This is a genomic window from Paenibacillus profundus, assembly GCF_021369635.1.
GTDB classification, from domain to species: domain Bacteria; phylum Bacillota; class Bacilli; order Paenibacillales; family Paenibacillaceae; genus Paenibacillus_B; species Paenibacillus_B profundus.
The window spans coordinates 1-15,885 of sequence record NZ_JAJNBZ010000062.1 but is presented as its reverse complement, the minus strand read 5'-3'; the positions used below and the strand labels follow the sequence as shown (position 1 = coordinate 15,885).

14 protein-coding genes and 2 pseudogenes are annotated in these 15,885 nt (G+C 50.8%); 7 read left to right on the top strand and 9 right to left on the bottom strand.

Annotation, left to right across the window (positions count from 1 at the left end; translation table 11 throughout):
- The first annotated feature begins 198 nt into the window (after positions 1-198).
- On the top strand, positions 199-561 hold the full coding sequence (locus LQV63_RS30505; RefSeq protein WP_019419280.1) for an HsmA family protein: 363 nt from the start codon (positions 199-201) through the stop codon (positions 559-561).
- A gap of 130 nt (positions 562-691) precedes the next feature.
- Positions 692-1,402 carry a response regulator transcription factor gene (locus LQV63_RS30500; RefSeq protein ID WP_019419279.1) on the top strand — a complete coding sequence of 237 codons (711 nt, stop codon included), beginning with the start codon at positions 692-694 and terminating at the stop codon, positions 1,400-1,402.
- On the opposite strand, the gene LQV63_RS31625 is transcribed toward LQV63_RS30500, so the two are convergent.
- Positions 1,399-1,527, bottom strand: a complete 129-nt coding sequence (locus LQV63_RS31625) for a hypothetical protein (protein ID WP_267934271.1) — start codon at positions 1,525-1,527, stop codon at positions 1,399-1,401. The genes LQV63_RS30500 and LQV63_RS31625 overlap by 4 nt on opposite strands.
- A gap of 247 nt (positions 1,528-1,774) precedes the next feature.
- Between LQV63_RS31625 and LQV63_RS30495 the strand changes: the two genes are divergently transcribed.
- A complete protein-coding gene (locus LQV63_RS30495; protein ID WP_233699531.1) occupies positions 1,775-3,013 on the top strand; it encodes a lytic polysaccharide monooxygenase in 1,239 nt (412 codons plus the stop codon).
- Positions 3,014-3,095: 82 nt separating this feature from the next.
- On the opposite strand, the gene LQV63_RS30490 is transcribed toward LQV63_RS30495, so the two are convergent.
- Entirely contained in the window at positions 3,096-3,899 is an 804-nt protein-coding gene (locus LQV63_RS30490; RefSeq protein ID WP_233699530.1) for a hypothetical protein, read from the bottom strand.
- Positions 3,900-4,370: 471 nt separating this feature from the next.
- Positions 4,371-5,465 carry a 3-phosphoserine/phosphohydroxythreonine transaminase gene (gene serC, locus LQV63_RS30485; RefSeq protein ID WP_233699529.1) on the bottom strand — a complete coding sequence of 365 codons (1,095 nt, stop codon included), beginning with the start codon at positions 5,463-5,465 and terminating at the stop codon, positions 4,371-4,373.
- Positions 5,466-5,612: 147 nt separating this feature from the next.
- Between serC and LQV63_RS31910 the strand changes: the two genes are divergently transcribed.
- The 3 genes from LQV63_RS31910 to LQV63_RS30470 all read left to right on the top strand — a co-directional run bounded on the left by LQV63_RS31910 (position 5,613) and on the right by LQV63_RS30470 (position 7,172).
- Positions 5,613-5,900 carry an S-layer homology domain-containing protein gene (locus tag LQV63_RS31910; RefSeq protein ID WP_233699528.1) on the top strand — a complete coding sequence of 96 codons (288 nt, stop codon included), beginning with the start codon at positions 5,613-5,615 and terminating at the stop codon, positions 5,898-5,900.
- Between the two features lie 261 nt (positions 5,901-6,161).
- Positions 6,162-6,563 carry a hypothetical protein gene (locus LQV63_RS30475; protein WP_233699527.1) on the top strand — a complete coding sequence of 134 codons (402 nt, stop codon included), beginning with the start codon at positions 6,162-6,164 and terminating at the stop codon, positions 6,561-6,563.
- Between the two features lie 189 nt (positions 6,564-6,752).
- Positions 6,753-7,172: a hypothetical protein gene (locus LQV63_RS30470; RefSeq protein ID WP_019419010.1), complete on the top strand. Its 420-nt coding sequence runs from the start codon at positions 6,753-6,755 to the stop codon at positions 7,170-7,172.
- Positions 7,173-7,265: 93 nt separating this feature from the next.
- Here LQV63_RS30470 and LQV63_RS30465 read toward each other — a convergent pair whose 3' ends face one another.
- Genes LQV63_RS30465 through LQV63_RS30455 form a run of 3 tightly spaced genes read right to left on the bottom strand, consistent with a single transcriptional unit; the run spans position 7,266 to position 12,806 of the window.
- Positions 7,266-8,858: a SagB family peptide dehydrogenase gene (locus tag LQV63_RS30465; protein ID WP_233699526.1), complete on the bottom strand. Its 1,593-nt coding sequence runs from the start codon at positions 8,856-8,858 to the stop codon at positions 7,266-7,268.
- A gap of 43 nt (positions 8,859-8,901) precedes the next feature.
- Positions 8,902-10,851 carry a TOMM precursor leader peptide-binding protein gene (locus LQV63_RS30460; protein ID WP_233699525.1) on the bottom strand — a complete coding sequence of 650 codons (1,950 nt, stop codon included), beginning with the start codon at positions 10,849-10,851 and terminating at the stop codon, positions 8,902-8,904.
- Positions 10,848-12,806 (bottom strand): putative thiazole-containing bacteriocin maturation protein, encoded by a 1,959-nt coding sequence (locus LQV63_RS30455; protein WP_267934269.1) that lies wholly within the window; start codon positions 12,804-12,806, stop codon positions 10,848-10,850. Before LQV63_RS30455 ends, LQV63_RS30460 begins: the two co-directional genes overlap by 4 nt.
- A gap of 42 nt (positions 12,807-12,848) precedes the next feature.
- Here LQV63_RS30455 and LQV63_RS30450 point away from each other — a divergent pair, with 42 nt between their 5' ends.
- Entirely contained in the window at positions 12,849-13,175 is a 327-nt protein-coding gene (locus LQV63_RS30450; RefSeq protein ID WP_233699524.1) for a hypothetical protein, read from the top strand.
- A 264-nt stretch (positions 13,176-13,439) separates the two neighbouring features.
- Here LQV63_RS30450 and LQV63_RS30445 read toward each other — a convergent pair.
- The 3 genes and pseudogenes from LQV63_RS30445 to LQV63_RS30435 all read right to left on the bottom strand — a co-directional run.
- Positions 13,440-13,693: pseudogene (locus tag LQV63_RS30445) on the bottom strand (group II intron reverse transcriptase/maturase); the annotation flags it as partial.
- Positions 13,694-14,853: 1,160 nt separating this feature from the next.
- Positions 14,854-15,441 carry a helix-turn-helix domain-containing protein gene (locus LQV63_RS30440; protein ID WP_233699523.1) on the bottom strand — a complete coding sequence of 196 codons (588 nt, stop codon included), beginning with the start codon at positions 15,439-15,441 and terminating at the stop codon, positions 14,854-14,856.
- An 83-nt stretch (positions 15,442-15,524) separates the two neighbouring features.
- Positions 15,525-15,885, bottom strand: a pseudogene (locus LQV63_RS30435) (hypothetical protein); the annotation flags it as partial.

Genomic DNA, 15,885 nt, shown 5'->3' with positions numbered 1-15,885 from the left:
TGCGGAAGCACCAACTAGCTAAGAATCCCACGGCTTTAGCCGTGTGGAGTGTCAATCTCTCACTCTCATGAACCGAAAGCTTGTAATCTTCCATTCATATTCGATTCATAAAACCGATCTATGATTAGACTATAGGGCACACCGTTATGGGATGAACAGATGCCGCTAACCAATTACACAACTGGGAGTGAGACACACATGCTGGCATTGGCAGTCATATTTATTAATTTGGCGCTCGTTTTTTACACGATTGGGGTATGGGGAGAAAAACGTGCGGGCGCTTTGCAACATAAACATCTCTTCTTCTTCCTGCTCGGTCTTGTCTGCGATACAACCGGCACCTCGTTAATGAGCCTTCTCGCTGGGGACGGCGGAAATCCGCTGCATGCGCTAACCGGACTTGCAGCCCTTATTTTGATGCTCGTTCATGCGGTATGGGCCGCTCTTGTCAAATGGAAAGGCAGCGCGGCTTCGCAGCGCCGGTTCCATAAATTCAGCTTGACCGTATGGGGGCTGTGGCTCGTTCCATACCTTATCGGCGTTGTCATGAGCATGACGTAATTCCACTTTTTTTTACATCCAGTTTACGTTTGCTTAATATGGCGCTGACGAAAGCCCTTCATAATAGTGATAGACGGTCGTGAGGACATGACTCCGACACTGAAATCATTGAACTGCGGGAGGGACTGCTATGAAATCAAAAATATTAGTTGTTGATGACGAACCATCCATCTCTACCCTCATTGAATATAATTTGAAATTGGCTGGCTATGATGTGTTGTGCGTATACGATGGAGAAGCGGTATTCGACGTGCTGTCAACCTTCCGTCCGGACCTCATCATTCTGGACCGCATGCTGCCGAAGAGCGACGGGCTGGAAGTGTGCCGCAAGCTGCGCGAGCTGAACAACATGGTTCCTATTATTATGCTGACGGCGATGCAGGAAGTAGGCGACAAAATACACGGTCTCGATAATGGAGCCGATGATTATATGACAAAGCCTTTTTCTCCGCAGGAGCTCATTTCCCGAATTCAGGCGGTGATGCGGCGCATTCGTTCCTTGCCGCTCTCCGACGACGGCCGCGTGTTCGAGATTGGCTGCTTGACCGTCATGGCCGATCAACGGGAAGTGGAGCTGAGTGGCCGCAAGGTGGAGCTTACTCCGAAGGAATTCGAGCTGCTCGTCTTCCTCTGCCGGCATCGCGGCAAAGTGCTCAGCCGCCAGCAGCTGCTGCATGGCGTGTGGGATTATCATTTTCTTGGCGATACGCGCATCGTCGATGTTCATATCAGCCACCTGCGCGATAAAATCGAGAAGAACGCGCGCAGCCCTGAATATATTATGACAATCCGCAACGTCGGCTATAAGCTGACGGAGCCGTCCCGGCGCATTTTGGCTTAGTGCCAGCGCGGGATTTCAATTGAATGTCCCTCATTTCCGATATATTCCCCGCCTGTTTCCCCGAGCAGGCGGGGAATTTGTTGTTCATGTACGGCGGTCCAGCTCCACACCCTCATCCAACGCATTTAGTCACCTCATTTAGCGGAATAATACAAATATTGGATATCTAATTCATTTCGACAAAGGCTTCCCGAATCTTTAGGCTATTCGCCATATTGCCTCTATTTCTTCTGCATCCTTCCTCTCAGCCTAGCACTTGAGATCTATTCAAAAAAATAGGAATATACGTTCATATGAATTGATACTAATAGAATGCTTAAATTTAAGCGCTTATCTTTATAATGATAGAGAATACACAACAAGGAGGCAGAAATGGTGACACAACCACGTATTTGGAATCATCTAATCTCGAGAGCATCTCCCCTGTTTGCAGCTTTTGGGCTCATGACGCTCGGCCTGACTTGCACGCTGATCTTTGCGGAAAACGCTTCGGCTCATGGCTACATCGAGTCTCCGGCCAGCCGCGCCGTATTGTGCAAGCAAGGATTAAACAAGGACTGCGGACAGGTGCAATATGAGCCGCAAAGCGTAGAAGGAAAGGGTTCCTTCCCGCAAGGCGGCCCCGCGGATGGCCAAATCGCCGGCGGCGGCGTATTTGCGGAGCTCAATGAACAGACTGCCGATCGTTGGCACAAAGTCGCGCTTCAGGGCGGCAAAAACACGTTCAAGTGGCATTTGACTGCGCCGCACGCGACAGCCAAATGGAACTACTATATCACGAAGAAGGATTGGGACCCGAACAAGCCATTGACCCGCGCCGACCTTGAGCAGGTGCCGTTCTGCTCCATCGACGACGGCGGCAAGAGACCGCCGAACAGCGTGACGCATGAATGTAGCGTGCCGACCGATCGCAGCGGGTATCATCTGATTCTCGGCGTCTGGGAAATCGCGGATACCGGCAATGCTTTCTACCAAGTCATCGATGTCAATCTGGTGAACGACGGTACGGGCGAACAAGCCCCTACTGCCCCTGGCAACGTCGCGTCTCCATCCCAAACTCAAACATCGATCGCAATTAACTGGTCAGCAGCTACAGCACCGAACGGAATAAAAGCATATGAAGTGCACCGCAACGGAGTCTTGATTGGAACCACAACCCAGACTTCTTACGAAGATGCCGGGTTGACGCCGAATACGTCCTATACGTATACGGTTCGCGCCGTGGACAGCGCCGACAACAAGTCGCCGTTCTCCGCGCCGCTTACAGTCAGCACGATAAAAGACGACGGCGATGGCGGCGGTGATGGCGGTGACGGCGGAAATCCTCCGCTTCCGGGCACGTCTGCTTGGGAAGCAAGCAAAGTATATAACCGCGGTGACCGGGTCGAATATAAGGACTTAGAGTATGAAGCGTTATATTGGACACAGAACAACGAGCCAGATGTGTCGGATGCATGGAAACTGGTCAGCGACGTCGTCTTGGATTGGAACAAAGACAAAGCTTATACAGGCGGAGACCAGGTCAAGCATAATGGCGCCGTCTATAGTGCGCGTTGGTGGACGCGGGGCGAAGAGCCTGGCCGCGCCGACGTGTGGAAGGCCGCACAATAAGGCAGCAAGCGAAAGAGCCCATTCAAGGTGATGCTTTGAGTGGGCTCTTTTTTCTAGTGAATGCAGTTTGATAATTCGTGTTTCACTGGAACGATTCGTATTTCATTATTTTCTTTTCATTTCGCTTGATTCTTCCCGTTGCATAAAGAGTTACTACCTGAACAATCGTCATCAGGAAGAATATTTCATTAACAAAAATAGCAACAACAGGACTTAACGAAATGATCAATAGCAATATAATATATTTGTTTTGAAGCTTTAATTTATTTGTTATCAACTCTTTTAAAAACCAAAATAATAATAAGGCCCCCAACACAATTGAGAAAGTGCCGCACATATAGTTAAACCTTTCAAACCACGAATCCGAACGCAGCCAATAATAAAGGGAGAAAAATGAAATACATACGACAAATAATAAAAACAAAATTGGTTTTGCTGGCTGTGCTAGCTTCCTCATAAATTTATCAATTTCATCTGATTTATTTTCTGATAGGAGAGCGGTATTGTTTTGTCTCAATTCTTTTATCTCAAGTTCTATAAAAACAAGCAGCAGCTTTAATCTGTTCTCATCATAATCCTTAAAATAATCAACAATCACGTTCCTTATTTTATCTGAGACAACTGGCGCTGAATTTCCGATCATCTCAAACAGTTTCATTTCACTTTCTTTGGACTTTGTCTTGATAAATAAGGATATTGTGCTTTCCAGTCCGCCGTAGATTTGCAACTTCTTATTGATTTCATCTCGCTCTAACTTGTTTTCGGCTTGTATTATATTTTTACTCTCGTTATATAGCCATACAAGAGCTGAAATAATAAAGGTCATTATTAAAGAGAACACTGGATTTGCTTTAGTATAGGTATATAATTCATTAATGAGACTCATGGCTCTCCTTACGTCCCTTTATTTCTGTATGTACCTATTAGGATATGCACGGCATTCCTTCCTGCCCTTAGGCACATACACCTACTTCATTATATCAGAGAATACAAAATTTAGGATGTTATATGCACCTCGTTCACTATCTATTTGTTAGTCAAACGGCCTTGATCGAAGGATGTTCCATTGGAAATGGTACAGTAAAATGTCCGATTTGAGCGGTTGAACGGCATTTGGCTGTATTTTGTCCAGTAGATCCGGCTGTTTTCGGAGATTGCTGCGGAAAGAGTGACAAAACACTGTATGAATTCCAATGTAACCTACTATTAAGAGGTGTGAGCTGCTGTTTCATTGCACAAAATCCAATGCAGGTTGAGACAATGGGGAAATACTTACCCTTTTATTAAAAAAATATCTACTAAAATAAAAAATACCCCGCAAGAAAACCTTGCAGGGCACATACCAATTTACCAATCATTATCCGTTCTTCTGTTGGAATTGCTTCATGAACTGGGCCAACGCCTCGCAGCTCGCATACGGTACAGCATTGTAGATGGAAGCGCGCAAGCCCCCGACGCTGCGGTGTCCCTTCAGGCCGACGAAGCCTGCTTCCCCGGCTTCCTTGATGAACGCTTTCTCCAGCTCCTCATCCGCTAGACGGAAGGTGACATTCATGATGGAACGGCTGTCGCGCGCTGCGCAGCCCCGGTAGAAATCGCCGCTGTTATCAATGGTGCCGTACAACAGCTCGGCTTTCGCTTGATTATCCCGCTCGACCTGTTCCAAGCCCCCGCGCTCCTTCAACCATTGCAGCACGAGATTGACCATATATACGGAGAAGGAAGGCGGCGTATTGTATAGTGAATTGTTTTTATGATGGATGCTATAACGAAGCATGGATGGGATCGTCTTAGGGCTGTTCGCAAGCAGCTCTTCCTTCGCGATGACGACTGTGACGCCTGATGGGCCCAGGTTCTTCTGTGCGCCCGCGTAAATCATGCCGAACTTCGACACGTCCACCGGACGGCAGAGGATGTCGCTCGACATATCGGCAATCAGAGGCACGTCCCCCGTATCTGGATAAGTCGCGAACTGTGTCCCCTCAATCGTTTCGTTGGAGGTGATGTGAACATATGCAGCGTTCTCCGGCGCAACAATCTCCTCCGCTGTCGGCATGCGCATGAATCGGTCGGATTCGGTAGAGGCAATTACTTGTGTCTCGCCGATAAGCTCCGCTTCCTTCACGGCCTTGCTCGCCCAGCTCCCTGTATTGACGTATGCGCCAACCTTGCCGCCTGCCAGCAAGTTCATCGGCACCATGGCGAACTGCGTACTCGCCCCGCCCTGCAGGAACAACACGTCGTAGCCTTCAGGAATGTGGAGCAGTTCCTTCAATAATTGCTTCGCTTCATTGTGAACCTGTTCGTAGACGGCGCCGCGGTGTGACATTTCCATAATGGACATGCCTTGACTACGGAAGTCGACGAATTCGGACTGAGCCCGCTTCAATACTTCCAGCGGCAATGCAGCCGGACCGGCATTAAAGTTGTACGCGCGTTGATGTTGTTCCATCGGTTTCTCCCACCTTCGTGTTCTTGTCTATCGAATATTTTATCGATAATCATAGCAGCAATTGGTTCCCGCTTCAAGGAGGTAACGCAAAAAAGTCAGCGTTCCCCTGCATCCCCTGTCGCGTTTCCAGTACGGAAATCTCCGTTAGTGCATGCAGAGCAGCATCTAGTAAATACCGAATTTAGACCAAATGCCCCCATTAACCGTGAGCAAGCTGCCAAAATGTTAATTAAAACAATAACAAAGCATTTTTCTTCACTTCCAAAAAAATCGAAAGACACATCTTTTTCAGTTCAAAATAAAATGGCACCTTTGGCAACTAATTCGATTATGAGTGGCGTAGATATTGGTCTTCTAGACGAAAATCCGAATGGGAAGTATAAACCAAAACAAAATATGACTCGAGCTGAAGCGGCTGCAGTATTCACCGTTTAGTATTTAAAGCCGGGACGTCCACTTGAGAACGGAGGCTGGCGTTCTCTACTCCCTGGTGCAAGCTAGGGAGGCCCAACGATTGGGCAGTCTTTCTGTGTAGTCGTTCCGGGAGCCCGTCTGACCTGACGCTCATTCCGATAACTGCAGAGAAACTCAAGCAGAACAATTTGGGAGGGCTTGTGATGCATCTGGCCTGGACAACAGGGGCAAAGAAACAGTTGCCTTCGGCCCACCCAATCCAAAACTAAGAGAAGAAGCGGCATGTATCATCTGGATGAAATGCGATGGTTAATGGAGCGGGCTGTTCCGTTTACGGAAGAAGAACTCATCCTTGAAGTTCCGTCCGAAATCCGCAGGAGACGGAATGGCGACGCCGGAGTATGTGCCAGACAAGTTGATTCCGGCGAAGGATTGGCGGTGCTTCTCGGCGCCTTCAAGGTGCCGGAGGGAGGGTACCGCGTCACCTTCACGCTCGTCGCGACTACGATTAGGTCGAAATCTGGAACTACCCGTGGCGTGAAGATAACCGGAAGACGCTGGTGTAGTGGCAGGCCAATTGCAATCCGGCCGGGAGCTGTTATCCGCCGTAGAAATCCGATTTTGTTCAATGGTACGGAAAAGACGGATGGAGAGCCTCCCATAGAAGCGGTGGATGTTGCATAGACGACGTAATGGCAGTCCGTTTCGTTCCCGGCTTCCCCTCCTCTTGGGGCAGCTGCCCATTTTATAGGGTCAAGTGCCCTTTTCCCAATCTCAGCATATTGTGAATTATGCCAAGCGAAGGCTTCCAAAGCGAGTTCTGCCAAAAGAGGATTCACGATGGAATGCCCCCAAAAGATTAGGAGGAAAACTATGATACACCATCAACCTTCCGTTCAGAACCCGGCCGGATTGCAGGGTTCCGCTCCGTCCGAGCAAGCATTCGAGCAGCAATCGAATAATCAAATAAGACCTCGCGATGACGTGTTTCACGAGTCCCATTATACCTGGTACCATATTCCTCATCATCACGGACACCATCCCGGGATGTGTCATCCTTGGGAGGACGAACAGCAAGCCGTAATGGCTCATCCCTGGGAGCATGATCACTATCCCTCCATGATCCATCCCTTCATGCATCATCCATGGGATCCGCATATGGATGACCACCTTCATCCTTATCCGTCTTCAGGGTGGGATCACTACTCGGTCGATCACCATCATGATTGGTTCCATCCATGGGACCATCCCCACGCGCATGGCCATCATCCGTGGGATAACCATCATTGGTAAGAGAAGTCCAGTCTCCCTTTTTTTGAAAGAGCGGGTTTCATCGCTGACGACATGACCGTTCGCGTCAATGTCGTTAGCGATGATTTTTTTATTTTAACGGCTCAAACTGCCCGCCAACCGCAATCGTTGACGATAGGGACCGACCGGTATAAAAATCAGCCCCGTTTCATCCCGGGAAGCCGTCTGATAAAGCGCATCGCTGGAATTGGCGTCAAACCCGAGAAGCGGACGCCCTCCCATCCCGAGGGCGGATGCTGCCAGCAATAATCGGTGCACGAGCATCCCGGCCTCCATTTGCTGTATGCGGTATCCTCGCTTGCCGAGCTGCGATTGAAAGAAACTCCTCTTCCCTGCCACATGAAAGCCGAGCGGCACTTGAAGCAAATTGATATTGGGAAGCGACATTCCCTCCTGCATCCGTTGCCGGTGATCTCCAAGACAAACCGACTGCAGCGCATGCGCGGCGCCATCGTACCGATAAGCGCCATCCGGAACGTTTTCGACCCCGTAGAAGCAGCCATAAAGGTATACACGGGGTTCCGGCCGCTCCTGTGGGCCATCCAGGTCGTTGCGATACGAGAAGGAAGCCGTCGCTTCCCGAAGCAGAGCTGCAAGCCGGGAGAGACCGATCGGCTTCCAGACAAATTCCGCCTCGGGCGAGAACCGGTTGCGGCAAACCGTCGCCAAATCATACGACAAGCGGTCTACAGGCGGCAGAGGCAGTGCGAGCGCTTGATCCAGGATTCTTTGCTCATCCTTCCGGATCTGTCGAAACAATCGCGCCGAATCCAGTCGGGACGCATCGCTCATCCGAAGCAGCATCGGATAATCTGCGATCCTCCGCGACCTGACATAGTGATCATGACTGACTGGCGACAACTCCCGGCACAGCTCGGAGGCGGAAACCGTGTCCTCATCCTCGTTCCCGCTTTCCATCCACCGGATCGCCGGCTCCGTCGATAACGGGATAACCGCATACACGCTCTCCTCTTGTTCCGATAGTCCGAGCAGATGATTGATGGCTTGATCGAGAAATTGAAAATGCACGCCAGACGAAAATCCGAATCGTTTTGCGACTTCGAGCAGCTGTCCGATCAACACGCCGGCGTCCAGTCCCTGCAGCCGGTAGGCAAAATTATTGTATTTGTAAAAATTTTTCCAGTAAACCGTAGATACGAACGCGGCACCGAAGCAACCGTTCGCGTCGCAGCGATTCCCGAGCGACCTCGCCAAATAATCGTCGTAATTTCCTTCGCGCAGCAACGCCAACCGATGATGCGCCGCATCGTAATGGTATACACCGGCAGGCAATTCGCCAAGCTTCAGATAGAGATACAGTTCGCTCGGATATAGCCCGCCTCCGGAAGGAACGAAGCGCCGGCACATCTGCAAGACGCCTCCCGATTCTTCCGATGTATCCCGCTCCATGACGGATTGGGTCAATTGCGCAAGCCCGAATACATAGTAGAGGAAATGTCCGATATCGCGAAGGCTAGGCACACCGGTCGTATCCCTGCCTTCGAGCGTTGCCGGCACTTCCCTGGATAGCGGAAACATCGGCAAGCCGCGATAAAGCTTGTAAGGAAGCGGCGCGTCATCCCAATCCGTCTCCCAATCCAAGGGCTTGACCTTATCCGGATCATATTGCAAACGGTGAAGAAAAACATCCAGATTCATCAGACTCATCGCTTTCCTCCTTAGCTTCAACCGCGCCGCCCCATAGCCGTATTTATGGGAACGGGTGCGGATATGGATTAAGCTGCTCGGGCGACAAGGGCTCCAGCGAATAAGACAGCTCCGCAGGGACCCTGAGCACTCTATCCAGTCCCGTCAAACGGATGAGATGCTGCCCGAACGTCATCGGCAGCATGCCGGGAATGAGCACTTTCACGCAATGCAGTCCGTTGCGACGCGTCTCCGGAGTCGTCTGGTCGACCACGATCACTTCAAGATTCAATTGGCGAAAAACATGCAGCATGGCCTTCAGATCATCGGTCAGATCGGCGTTCCAGCCCCTCGGTTCAAACGCTTCGGCGAACGTTTGCATCGGACGATCGTCATTCAGCAGAAAATCGAGCCGTTCCTCCGCCTGTTTCAACCCGTACAGCATGGAGTGGTCCTCCATCTGAACGACCTGGTACGGATCGAGAAGCATCTGTTCATACTGCTGACGGTTTTCCTCGAATTTCTCGCTGACCGTGAGCAGCATGCCCGCCACCTCGTGGATTGCGCTCTTTGCCGCGCGGATCGGATCCGGATGGGCGCCCGCCGCGCAAATGAGGTTCACGCCCCGCTCTTTCTTGTTTTTCGCGAGCACCCACACGCTCGGTATGCCGTGCTCCATTGTCGATTTATACAAATGCACGTCATAGCCCGCCACGGCCTCCAAACGATCCGTCATCCATCTCAATTCCCGGTCCTGGACCGAACGGTGGTCCAGGCGCGGCAGGGGCAGTCGCGCATACCAGGTCATGAGGAAGGAGTCGCGCTCCACCACTTCCAGCATCCCGTAGAAGATCGCTTCCTCCAGACTGCCGCCCAGCGCGCAGCCATTGGACGTTTCGTAGACGAATCCGTGACCGCAGCCCGAACTGTAATAAGCCAGCAGCTCCGGTACGAGAATCGGACGCTGCTGCAGAAACGAATAGCCCCATACCCAATCGATCGGCCGCTCGGGATCGAATGGCTTGAACGGGAAGTCGGAGCGTTCATACTGTTCCTTCGCATGGACGCCTACGCGGAGAGGATCGAGCGCCTGGTCCTGCACATTGCGGAAACTGTCATGAACGACGGAGCGTTTGCCGCGGGGCGACAGACCGCAATAACGCTCCAGTCCCTCCAGGATGGCCGTCATTTCGCTATCCGCATAGGAGTGGGTCCGACCTGCGCAAGCCTCATCACCGCCAAACAAGGGCAAATTGATGCTCGCATCGGCGAAAGGGGACACAAGGTCAACCATTTTCCCGTTCAGAAAACCGGTCCTGGCATCCAGGTATTCTTTGGCCAAAACATCCTTCAGCTCATCCATCGAACGGCTGCGATACGTTTCGGCGCTGATTTTCAGACTTGGCTGCAGCGCAACGCGGGCCGTCTCCGCATCGTCTTCCGGCAATCGGCCGCAGATCGGACATAGCGGATCGGGCAGGAAGAAGTGCGACGAGCTTTTCATCGTACGCAAATCGATCAAGTACAATCGGCTTTCCGTCTCTGGCTGCCCGCTCTCCAGCATCTTCACGGCTTCTGCCGCAACAAGGCGCGCCACCTGCAATAATCCCGTGCGAGACGCCCAAGCGTCCCGGGCGATTCCCCCATGCGACGCCAGCTTCTGCTGTAGGTCCCACGATTCCCTGCGGTCACTTCCCGCCAGCAGGAGCCGGGTATCCGCGCATTGCGAGCATCCTTGCCCCTCCGGGCGAACCAGCGGACCGACAATCCCCTCTCCGAATGCAACAAAGCCGCGCAGCCAGGGCGTTCCCGACTGTCGGAACCGATCCTCCGCCGCAGGATGAACGGAAGGATCCCAAGCATCGTTCAATACCAGCGCCAAGTCTCCCGTTGCCGCCTCTCCGGATTCCATGCTCTTCTGCCGGACCAGCCGATAGCGGTCATCGGCAGACAATTGCTTGATTACCAAATCCGCGAGCTGTCCTTCCCCGATGACCGTCACGATCGCGCTCAATGCGTCTCCTCCTCTCGCAGCGACACGCCAAACACGCCTGCCAGCTCTTCTTTCATAAACGGTTCTGTCGACAAATCAACGACCGCGATCCGCTTACGGTTCCATTGCAGGATCTGCCGGACGGACTGCAGTATCATGCCGTATTCCGACTCATCGAAGCCGGGGATCGTCAGACTCTGCGGCAAGGCATCTTCCACCTTGACCGAAGAGCGCTCCAGGATTTGGCCTTGGATGTCCGCCGCATCGTTTTGGGTTTTCATCAGCGCCTGTCGGAGCGCTTCTCGCAGCGCCATCGTGCGGTTGACTCCGACTCCACCGTACCAGTACCCGTTCGTACCGACCCAGACGACCGGGAAACCCGCCGCTTCTTGCCCCAGTCCGATTACCGGGGCGTCCCGCATCGTAGTCAATGCGCGCAAGCAATAGCGGCAAATATCGTCCTCAACCTTGCTTAGCTTGATTCGATAAACGGAGGGCAGGCTAGATTCGGAACGGCTTTTCAGCTCCTCGAACAGACATTTCCGCAGTCCGCGGAAGACCGCTTCCGCTACTGTCTCTCCCGCTCCGATCCCTACATATTCCTGTGGTTGCAACTCGAGCGGGCTTGCGGAATCCGGCTGCGCAGGTCTGGCCGCCTTCAGAACCCCGGCCAGTCGCGACACGTACGACTCGATGCCGGCCAAGCCCGCTTCCCTTCTTGCTTCATGGTGCGTCATTCCCACACAGACGATCTGCGGCAGCAGCTCGGCGGGGCCTTCCGACAGCGGGTCGACTGCCTGGACGCGGCACTGCGAGAGCGGAAGCTGCTTCGAGTCCCCTTCCTCCCAACGGTGAAGAATGCCGGTCTTCGCCGAAGTCAAGCGATAGAAATAGGAAAGGAGGCGGTCTGCTTCCTGCCGCTCCGTACGCTGATCGACCGGAAGGTCGAACGGATCCGTAGGCTCGGCCGGACGAAGACCCCTGACTAGCGGATGGGGAAGTAACGAATGCCACTCTCCTTCTAATGTTTCCGGATCCAGCAGGAACAGCTGTCCGTTCAATTCCGAAGCCGTTGTCCCCGACACGGTCTTAAGCCATTCGAATACGACCACATTCGCGAGCATGGCTTCCGGCGTTGTAGAGACGGCGGTCGGCTGATCCGCATCGCCAAGGGCGGTTCGGTGAATCCTGCGCCATGCGGATTCGAAGCAGACGTCCGAATCCGGGTGCACCAACGGCCCTGCTATGCCCGCCTGCCGCAAGTAGATGGCAGGTACCAGCAGCTTCTTCGCGTCCCTGCAGGCCGCGTGCAGCGCTCTAAGCTCTCTGGGATCGTCATCCTGAGCGACGTAGAGAACGGAATCCGCCAGCCGCACGACTTCCGGCCAATCGAGGAAGCCGTCATTCGACGGGAAGATCTCCTCGACCTCGATCTCGCTGTCCGATAGACGCGCGGTCGCCGTCAGCTCGGAGATCCGCTGGCGATCCGTGGTCGCCCGGTTCGTGATCAGTATACGAAACCGGGACAACCCGGATTCCAACAAGGCCGCAACGAGCGAGACAAATATCGGACCGGAACCGACCGCAATCGGATTAGCCTGGCGATAGGTTTGAAAGCGGTGAGCGCCCGAACCGCCCAAGCTGTCCAGAAATTCGATCTGTGCGGCATATTTCCGTTCTACCGCTTCCGGGAGGCCGTGCGGGCGGTCTTGGCTGGTATCCCGGACAAAGCCATTATTGAGCAGTACTTCCGCGATTTCATAAACCCGTACCCTGTACGGTTCCGGCAGCCCGTCCGTCAGATCCGCCATGGAATAATCCCCGCTAAACATGGGCATCAATTTTTCGATCCACCGATCGACCATGTCGCCTTCCATTCGGAACGAACCCGTATTGTTGCGAAAGTAGACGCCTCCATTCGAATCGGGGAGAAAGAACGTATCCCCTTTCACTTTCAGACGCATAGAAGGATTCAAGTTTTTATTCCTCCTTAAAGTTTTGCCGGAGGCAAAACCGCATTGTACGCAGGTCTTCGGTTTTCCCTCATTTTTAAGTTATGTAGAGCGTTTTGTCCGTCATGCCTGAAACTAAAAAAGGAACAGCCCCTGCAGGCATCTGCAGGGGCATACCGTTTTGCGGAACCAAGCGAGCTTTTCGTTACTCAGCGGCAGCGAGCGCAGCTTCCGCAACGTGCGCAGTTACTGCAGCGGGCGCAGCTGACGCAGTTGCTGCAGCGGGCACAGTTGAAGCAGTTGCTGCAGCGGAAACAGTTGCTGCATGAACAAAACCCGACGCAAAAAAAGCAAATGCCAACACATAAGCGGGAATCCCCCGGACCGCTCTGATTTTGCCCCGACGTAGACGCCATCCCCGTCGAATTGAACTGGCCGACATTCAAGTTTTGCAGATCCTTCTGGAAATCGTTCATTTTATACCCTCCGTATCATTCATTTCATTGTACCTGCATGGGACAATCGTTATACGAGGATGTTTAGATCTGGGTCCGACCGGCATGCTGCCCATCCCCCGCTGCCCATCCCCCTTCTCGACTAGATATTTTATGAAATTGGATCCGCTAGTGTTCCTATGACATCCGCCTACCAAAAAACGGTTACGGTAGGGATCCCTAATAACCGAACTCCACCATGAGGTTTCGGGATTTCGATCCTTCGGACTGGGCTTGGTTCATGGTTCATGGTTCATAGGTCCCCTCTTCGATCTCTTACCGAATCTAGGGCCAGTTTTGTACGAGGTACGTAAGTTTTTTTACGAACATGCCATCTACGCCGTGGCTTCCTTTATTCACTTCGACTCGTTTTAATGCCGATAGAAGGTTTTCCCGTGAAAGTAATTCCTGAATCATCCTTCCTACCTCTCCTTGCGTGAATTGTTCCTCTCTTTGTTACGTGGATAAGCTCTGCCCTCTCCAACTATCTGCTCTATTTACTCTCGTACCCCTTTGGCAGTATGGGCTTTGGTTTGTTTGGAAAACTCCTCCAACGTACGCTAGCCTTCTATGAAGTTCGTGTCCCTCAGATCGGAGATTTGCCGCCGGCTTCCTTCAGATTTCATCTCGCGATGAACACCCTTGCCTTAAGCTATGGCTACTACTGCCTTTACCACTCGGGACTTCAACCCTTGAGATAGCGCTCATGCTGGGCGCACTAAAAAGAACCAAGCAAAAGGCTTCTGCATGGTTCGAAATTTTCTTATATGCGGCTGGGTTGGAGAACCCGATTGAGAAATTGATTCATCAAAGAGATCAGGATGAGAGGATCGTCCAACATTTTCCCTAATTCCTGAATCCGACCTTATTATAAACACGCATAGCATCATCAGGCTCAGGATCTAGGTGAAGACTCTCCTCTAAGCAAGATGGTAACTTTGTGTCAATAACATTGATATTATTTAATTCCATTTGTTGCATGTAATCAAAAATAACATATAATATATTTAATGGCAATCAATTGAGCGGCAGCGTCAAACTTTACTCTTACTACATTTAAATCAATTAATCCAGAGCATAAACAACTCCATTAGGCTTAAAATCCTTTCTTTTTCATAACATTTAAATAAACTGAAAGGAGATAAAACATGGACGTTGCTGTAGCCCTAGTGACAATCGGTATTATACTTTTCACTTCATTGTTTGTTTTTTTGGTCATTCTTTTAAAAAGGCTGCTTACTAAAAATAAAAAAGTTGAATAAGTATAGATTAAAACAAGGCAAGATCTTTATCTTCCCTTGTTTATTTGTTTAGTTCCAGTACAATGTCATTTTTCCATTATTGTCAACTTGAGTATACATTATCCCATTACTTTCGAAAAAATAATCCATTGATTATCAAATATTTTCATATGAACTGACGTATTTACCCTAAAATTTTCAGGCTCTTCGCTCTACTGGATGGGTAAAAGCATAGTTGCTAGTTTCATAACCCTTCCGCCATTAAGAGAATTTCAGAACTTGGTACAGCCCTCAAGAAGAACACTTGACCGCTGTACCAAGTTCTGAAGTAGGGTTTCAAGGCGTAGCAAACAGCACGATTTTTCGATCCATGTCGACAAACAAGGTAATGTAGCGATGCCCTCGTCGCGAAGATGTTTCATCAATTGCAATTCGTTTCACCTTAGACAAATCCAGATCGGCCATCGCCTTGTTGACGTAGTGATGAAAAATACGCCACATTCTCGTATCATGCTCTCTGAGCTCGCGGGCTGCTGCATTGACTGGCATCTCAGCCATCAACCGCATCGCCCACGCTTCAAATAGCAGTGTGAAATGTGACAACGGTCGAGCCCATTTCACTGGCACTTGAGTTACTTGGTACATGATTGGCATTTCACTCGTGGCAATCTGGCATGTGTAGGTTTTCCAATTCCAGAAGTCCAGGTGACGCCATTGCTTCTTTTCGGTATCATATGCCTTGGAAGCATTTCCGCACAAGGGACATGCGAATGTAGTTCCTCGCTCGAAGTCAATGTGCAGATGCCAAGCTTGAGCGTAGTCATCAAATTCAATATGTGTGAGTTTCCAAGGGTCTTCTAACTGCAAAGCTATGTTGAACATATTCATGATCAGTTGGTCATTACTACTTATCGAACTCCACATCAGTTATCATCCCGCCCTATTAATTGTCTTAATGAGCAGTATCGACAACATTTCTATTAAGCTGATAGTGTTGCGTGAGCTCCTCAAGGCTGCAATATTTTAAAGTCATACAAGTTAACCGAATTATTCCCTAATTTTTTTTTCAGGTCAGGAAGGATAATCGTGCTTTCGACAGTACCCTGGAGGTTATATTTTTCAATGTGATGTGAAGACGTTTTGTCATTATAGCGGAAGAAATACAAGTAGTCCTTATGGAAGTAGACCATTTCATCTTGAAGGCGGGATTGACGTGTGTACTCGTTGAGATGGAACTTTTTCATCAGCTTCTTTGTAGTTAAGTTGAAGGCATATACGTCGCCATACCCATCAACAAAGTAAACTTGTCCATCTTTTACATGAGCATTTTGCATAATTCCAAATCTGGGTGAAGTGCAGAGAGAAGTG

Bases quoted from the DNA above. Each gene is read 5' to 3' on its own strand.
- LQV63_RS30475 (WP_233699527.1), top strand. From the start codon at position 6,162: ATGTATCATCTGGATGAAATGCGATGGTTAATGGAGCGGGCTGTTCCG.
- serC (WP_233699529.1), bottom strand. From the start codon at position 5,465: ATGGAACAACATCAACGCGCGTACAACTTTAATGCCGGTCCGGCTGCA.
- LQV63_RS30495 (WP_233699531.1), top strand. From the start codon at position 1,775: ATGGTGACACAACCACGTATTTGGAATCATCTAATCTCGAGAGCATCT.
- LQV63_RS30505 (WP_019419280.1), top strand. From the start codon at position 199: ATGCTGGCATTGGCAGTCATATTTATTAATTTGGCGCTCGTTTTTTAC.
- LQV63_RS31625 (WP_267934271.1), bottom strand. From the start codon at position 1,527: ATGCGTTGGATGAGGGTGTGGAGCTGGACCGCCGTACATGAACAACAA.
- LQV63_RS30500 (WP_019419279.1), top strand. From the start codon at position 692: ATGAAATCAAAAATATTAGTTGTTGATGACGAACCATCCATCTCTACC.
- LQV63_RS30465 (WP_233699526.1), bottom strand. From the start codon at position 8,858: ATGAGTCTGATGAATCTGGATGTTTTTCTTCACCGTTTGCAATATGAT.
- LQV63_RS30490 (WP_233699530.1), bottom strand. From the start codon at position 3,899: ATGAGTCTCATTAATGAATTATATACCTATACTAAAGCAAATCCAGTG.
- LQV63_RS30440 (WP_233699523.1), bottom strand. From the start codon at position 15,441: ATGTGGAGTTCGATAAGTAGTAATGACCAACTGATCATGAATATGTTC.
- LQV63_RS30470 (WP_019419010.1), top strand. From the start codon at position 6,753: ATGATACACCATCAACCTTCCGTTCAGAACCCGGCCGGATTGCAGGGT.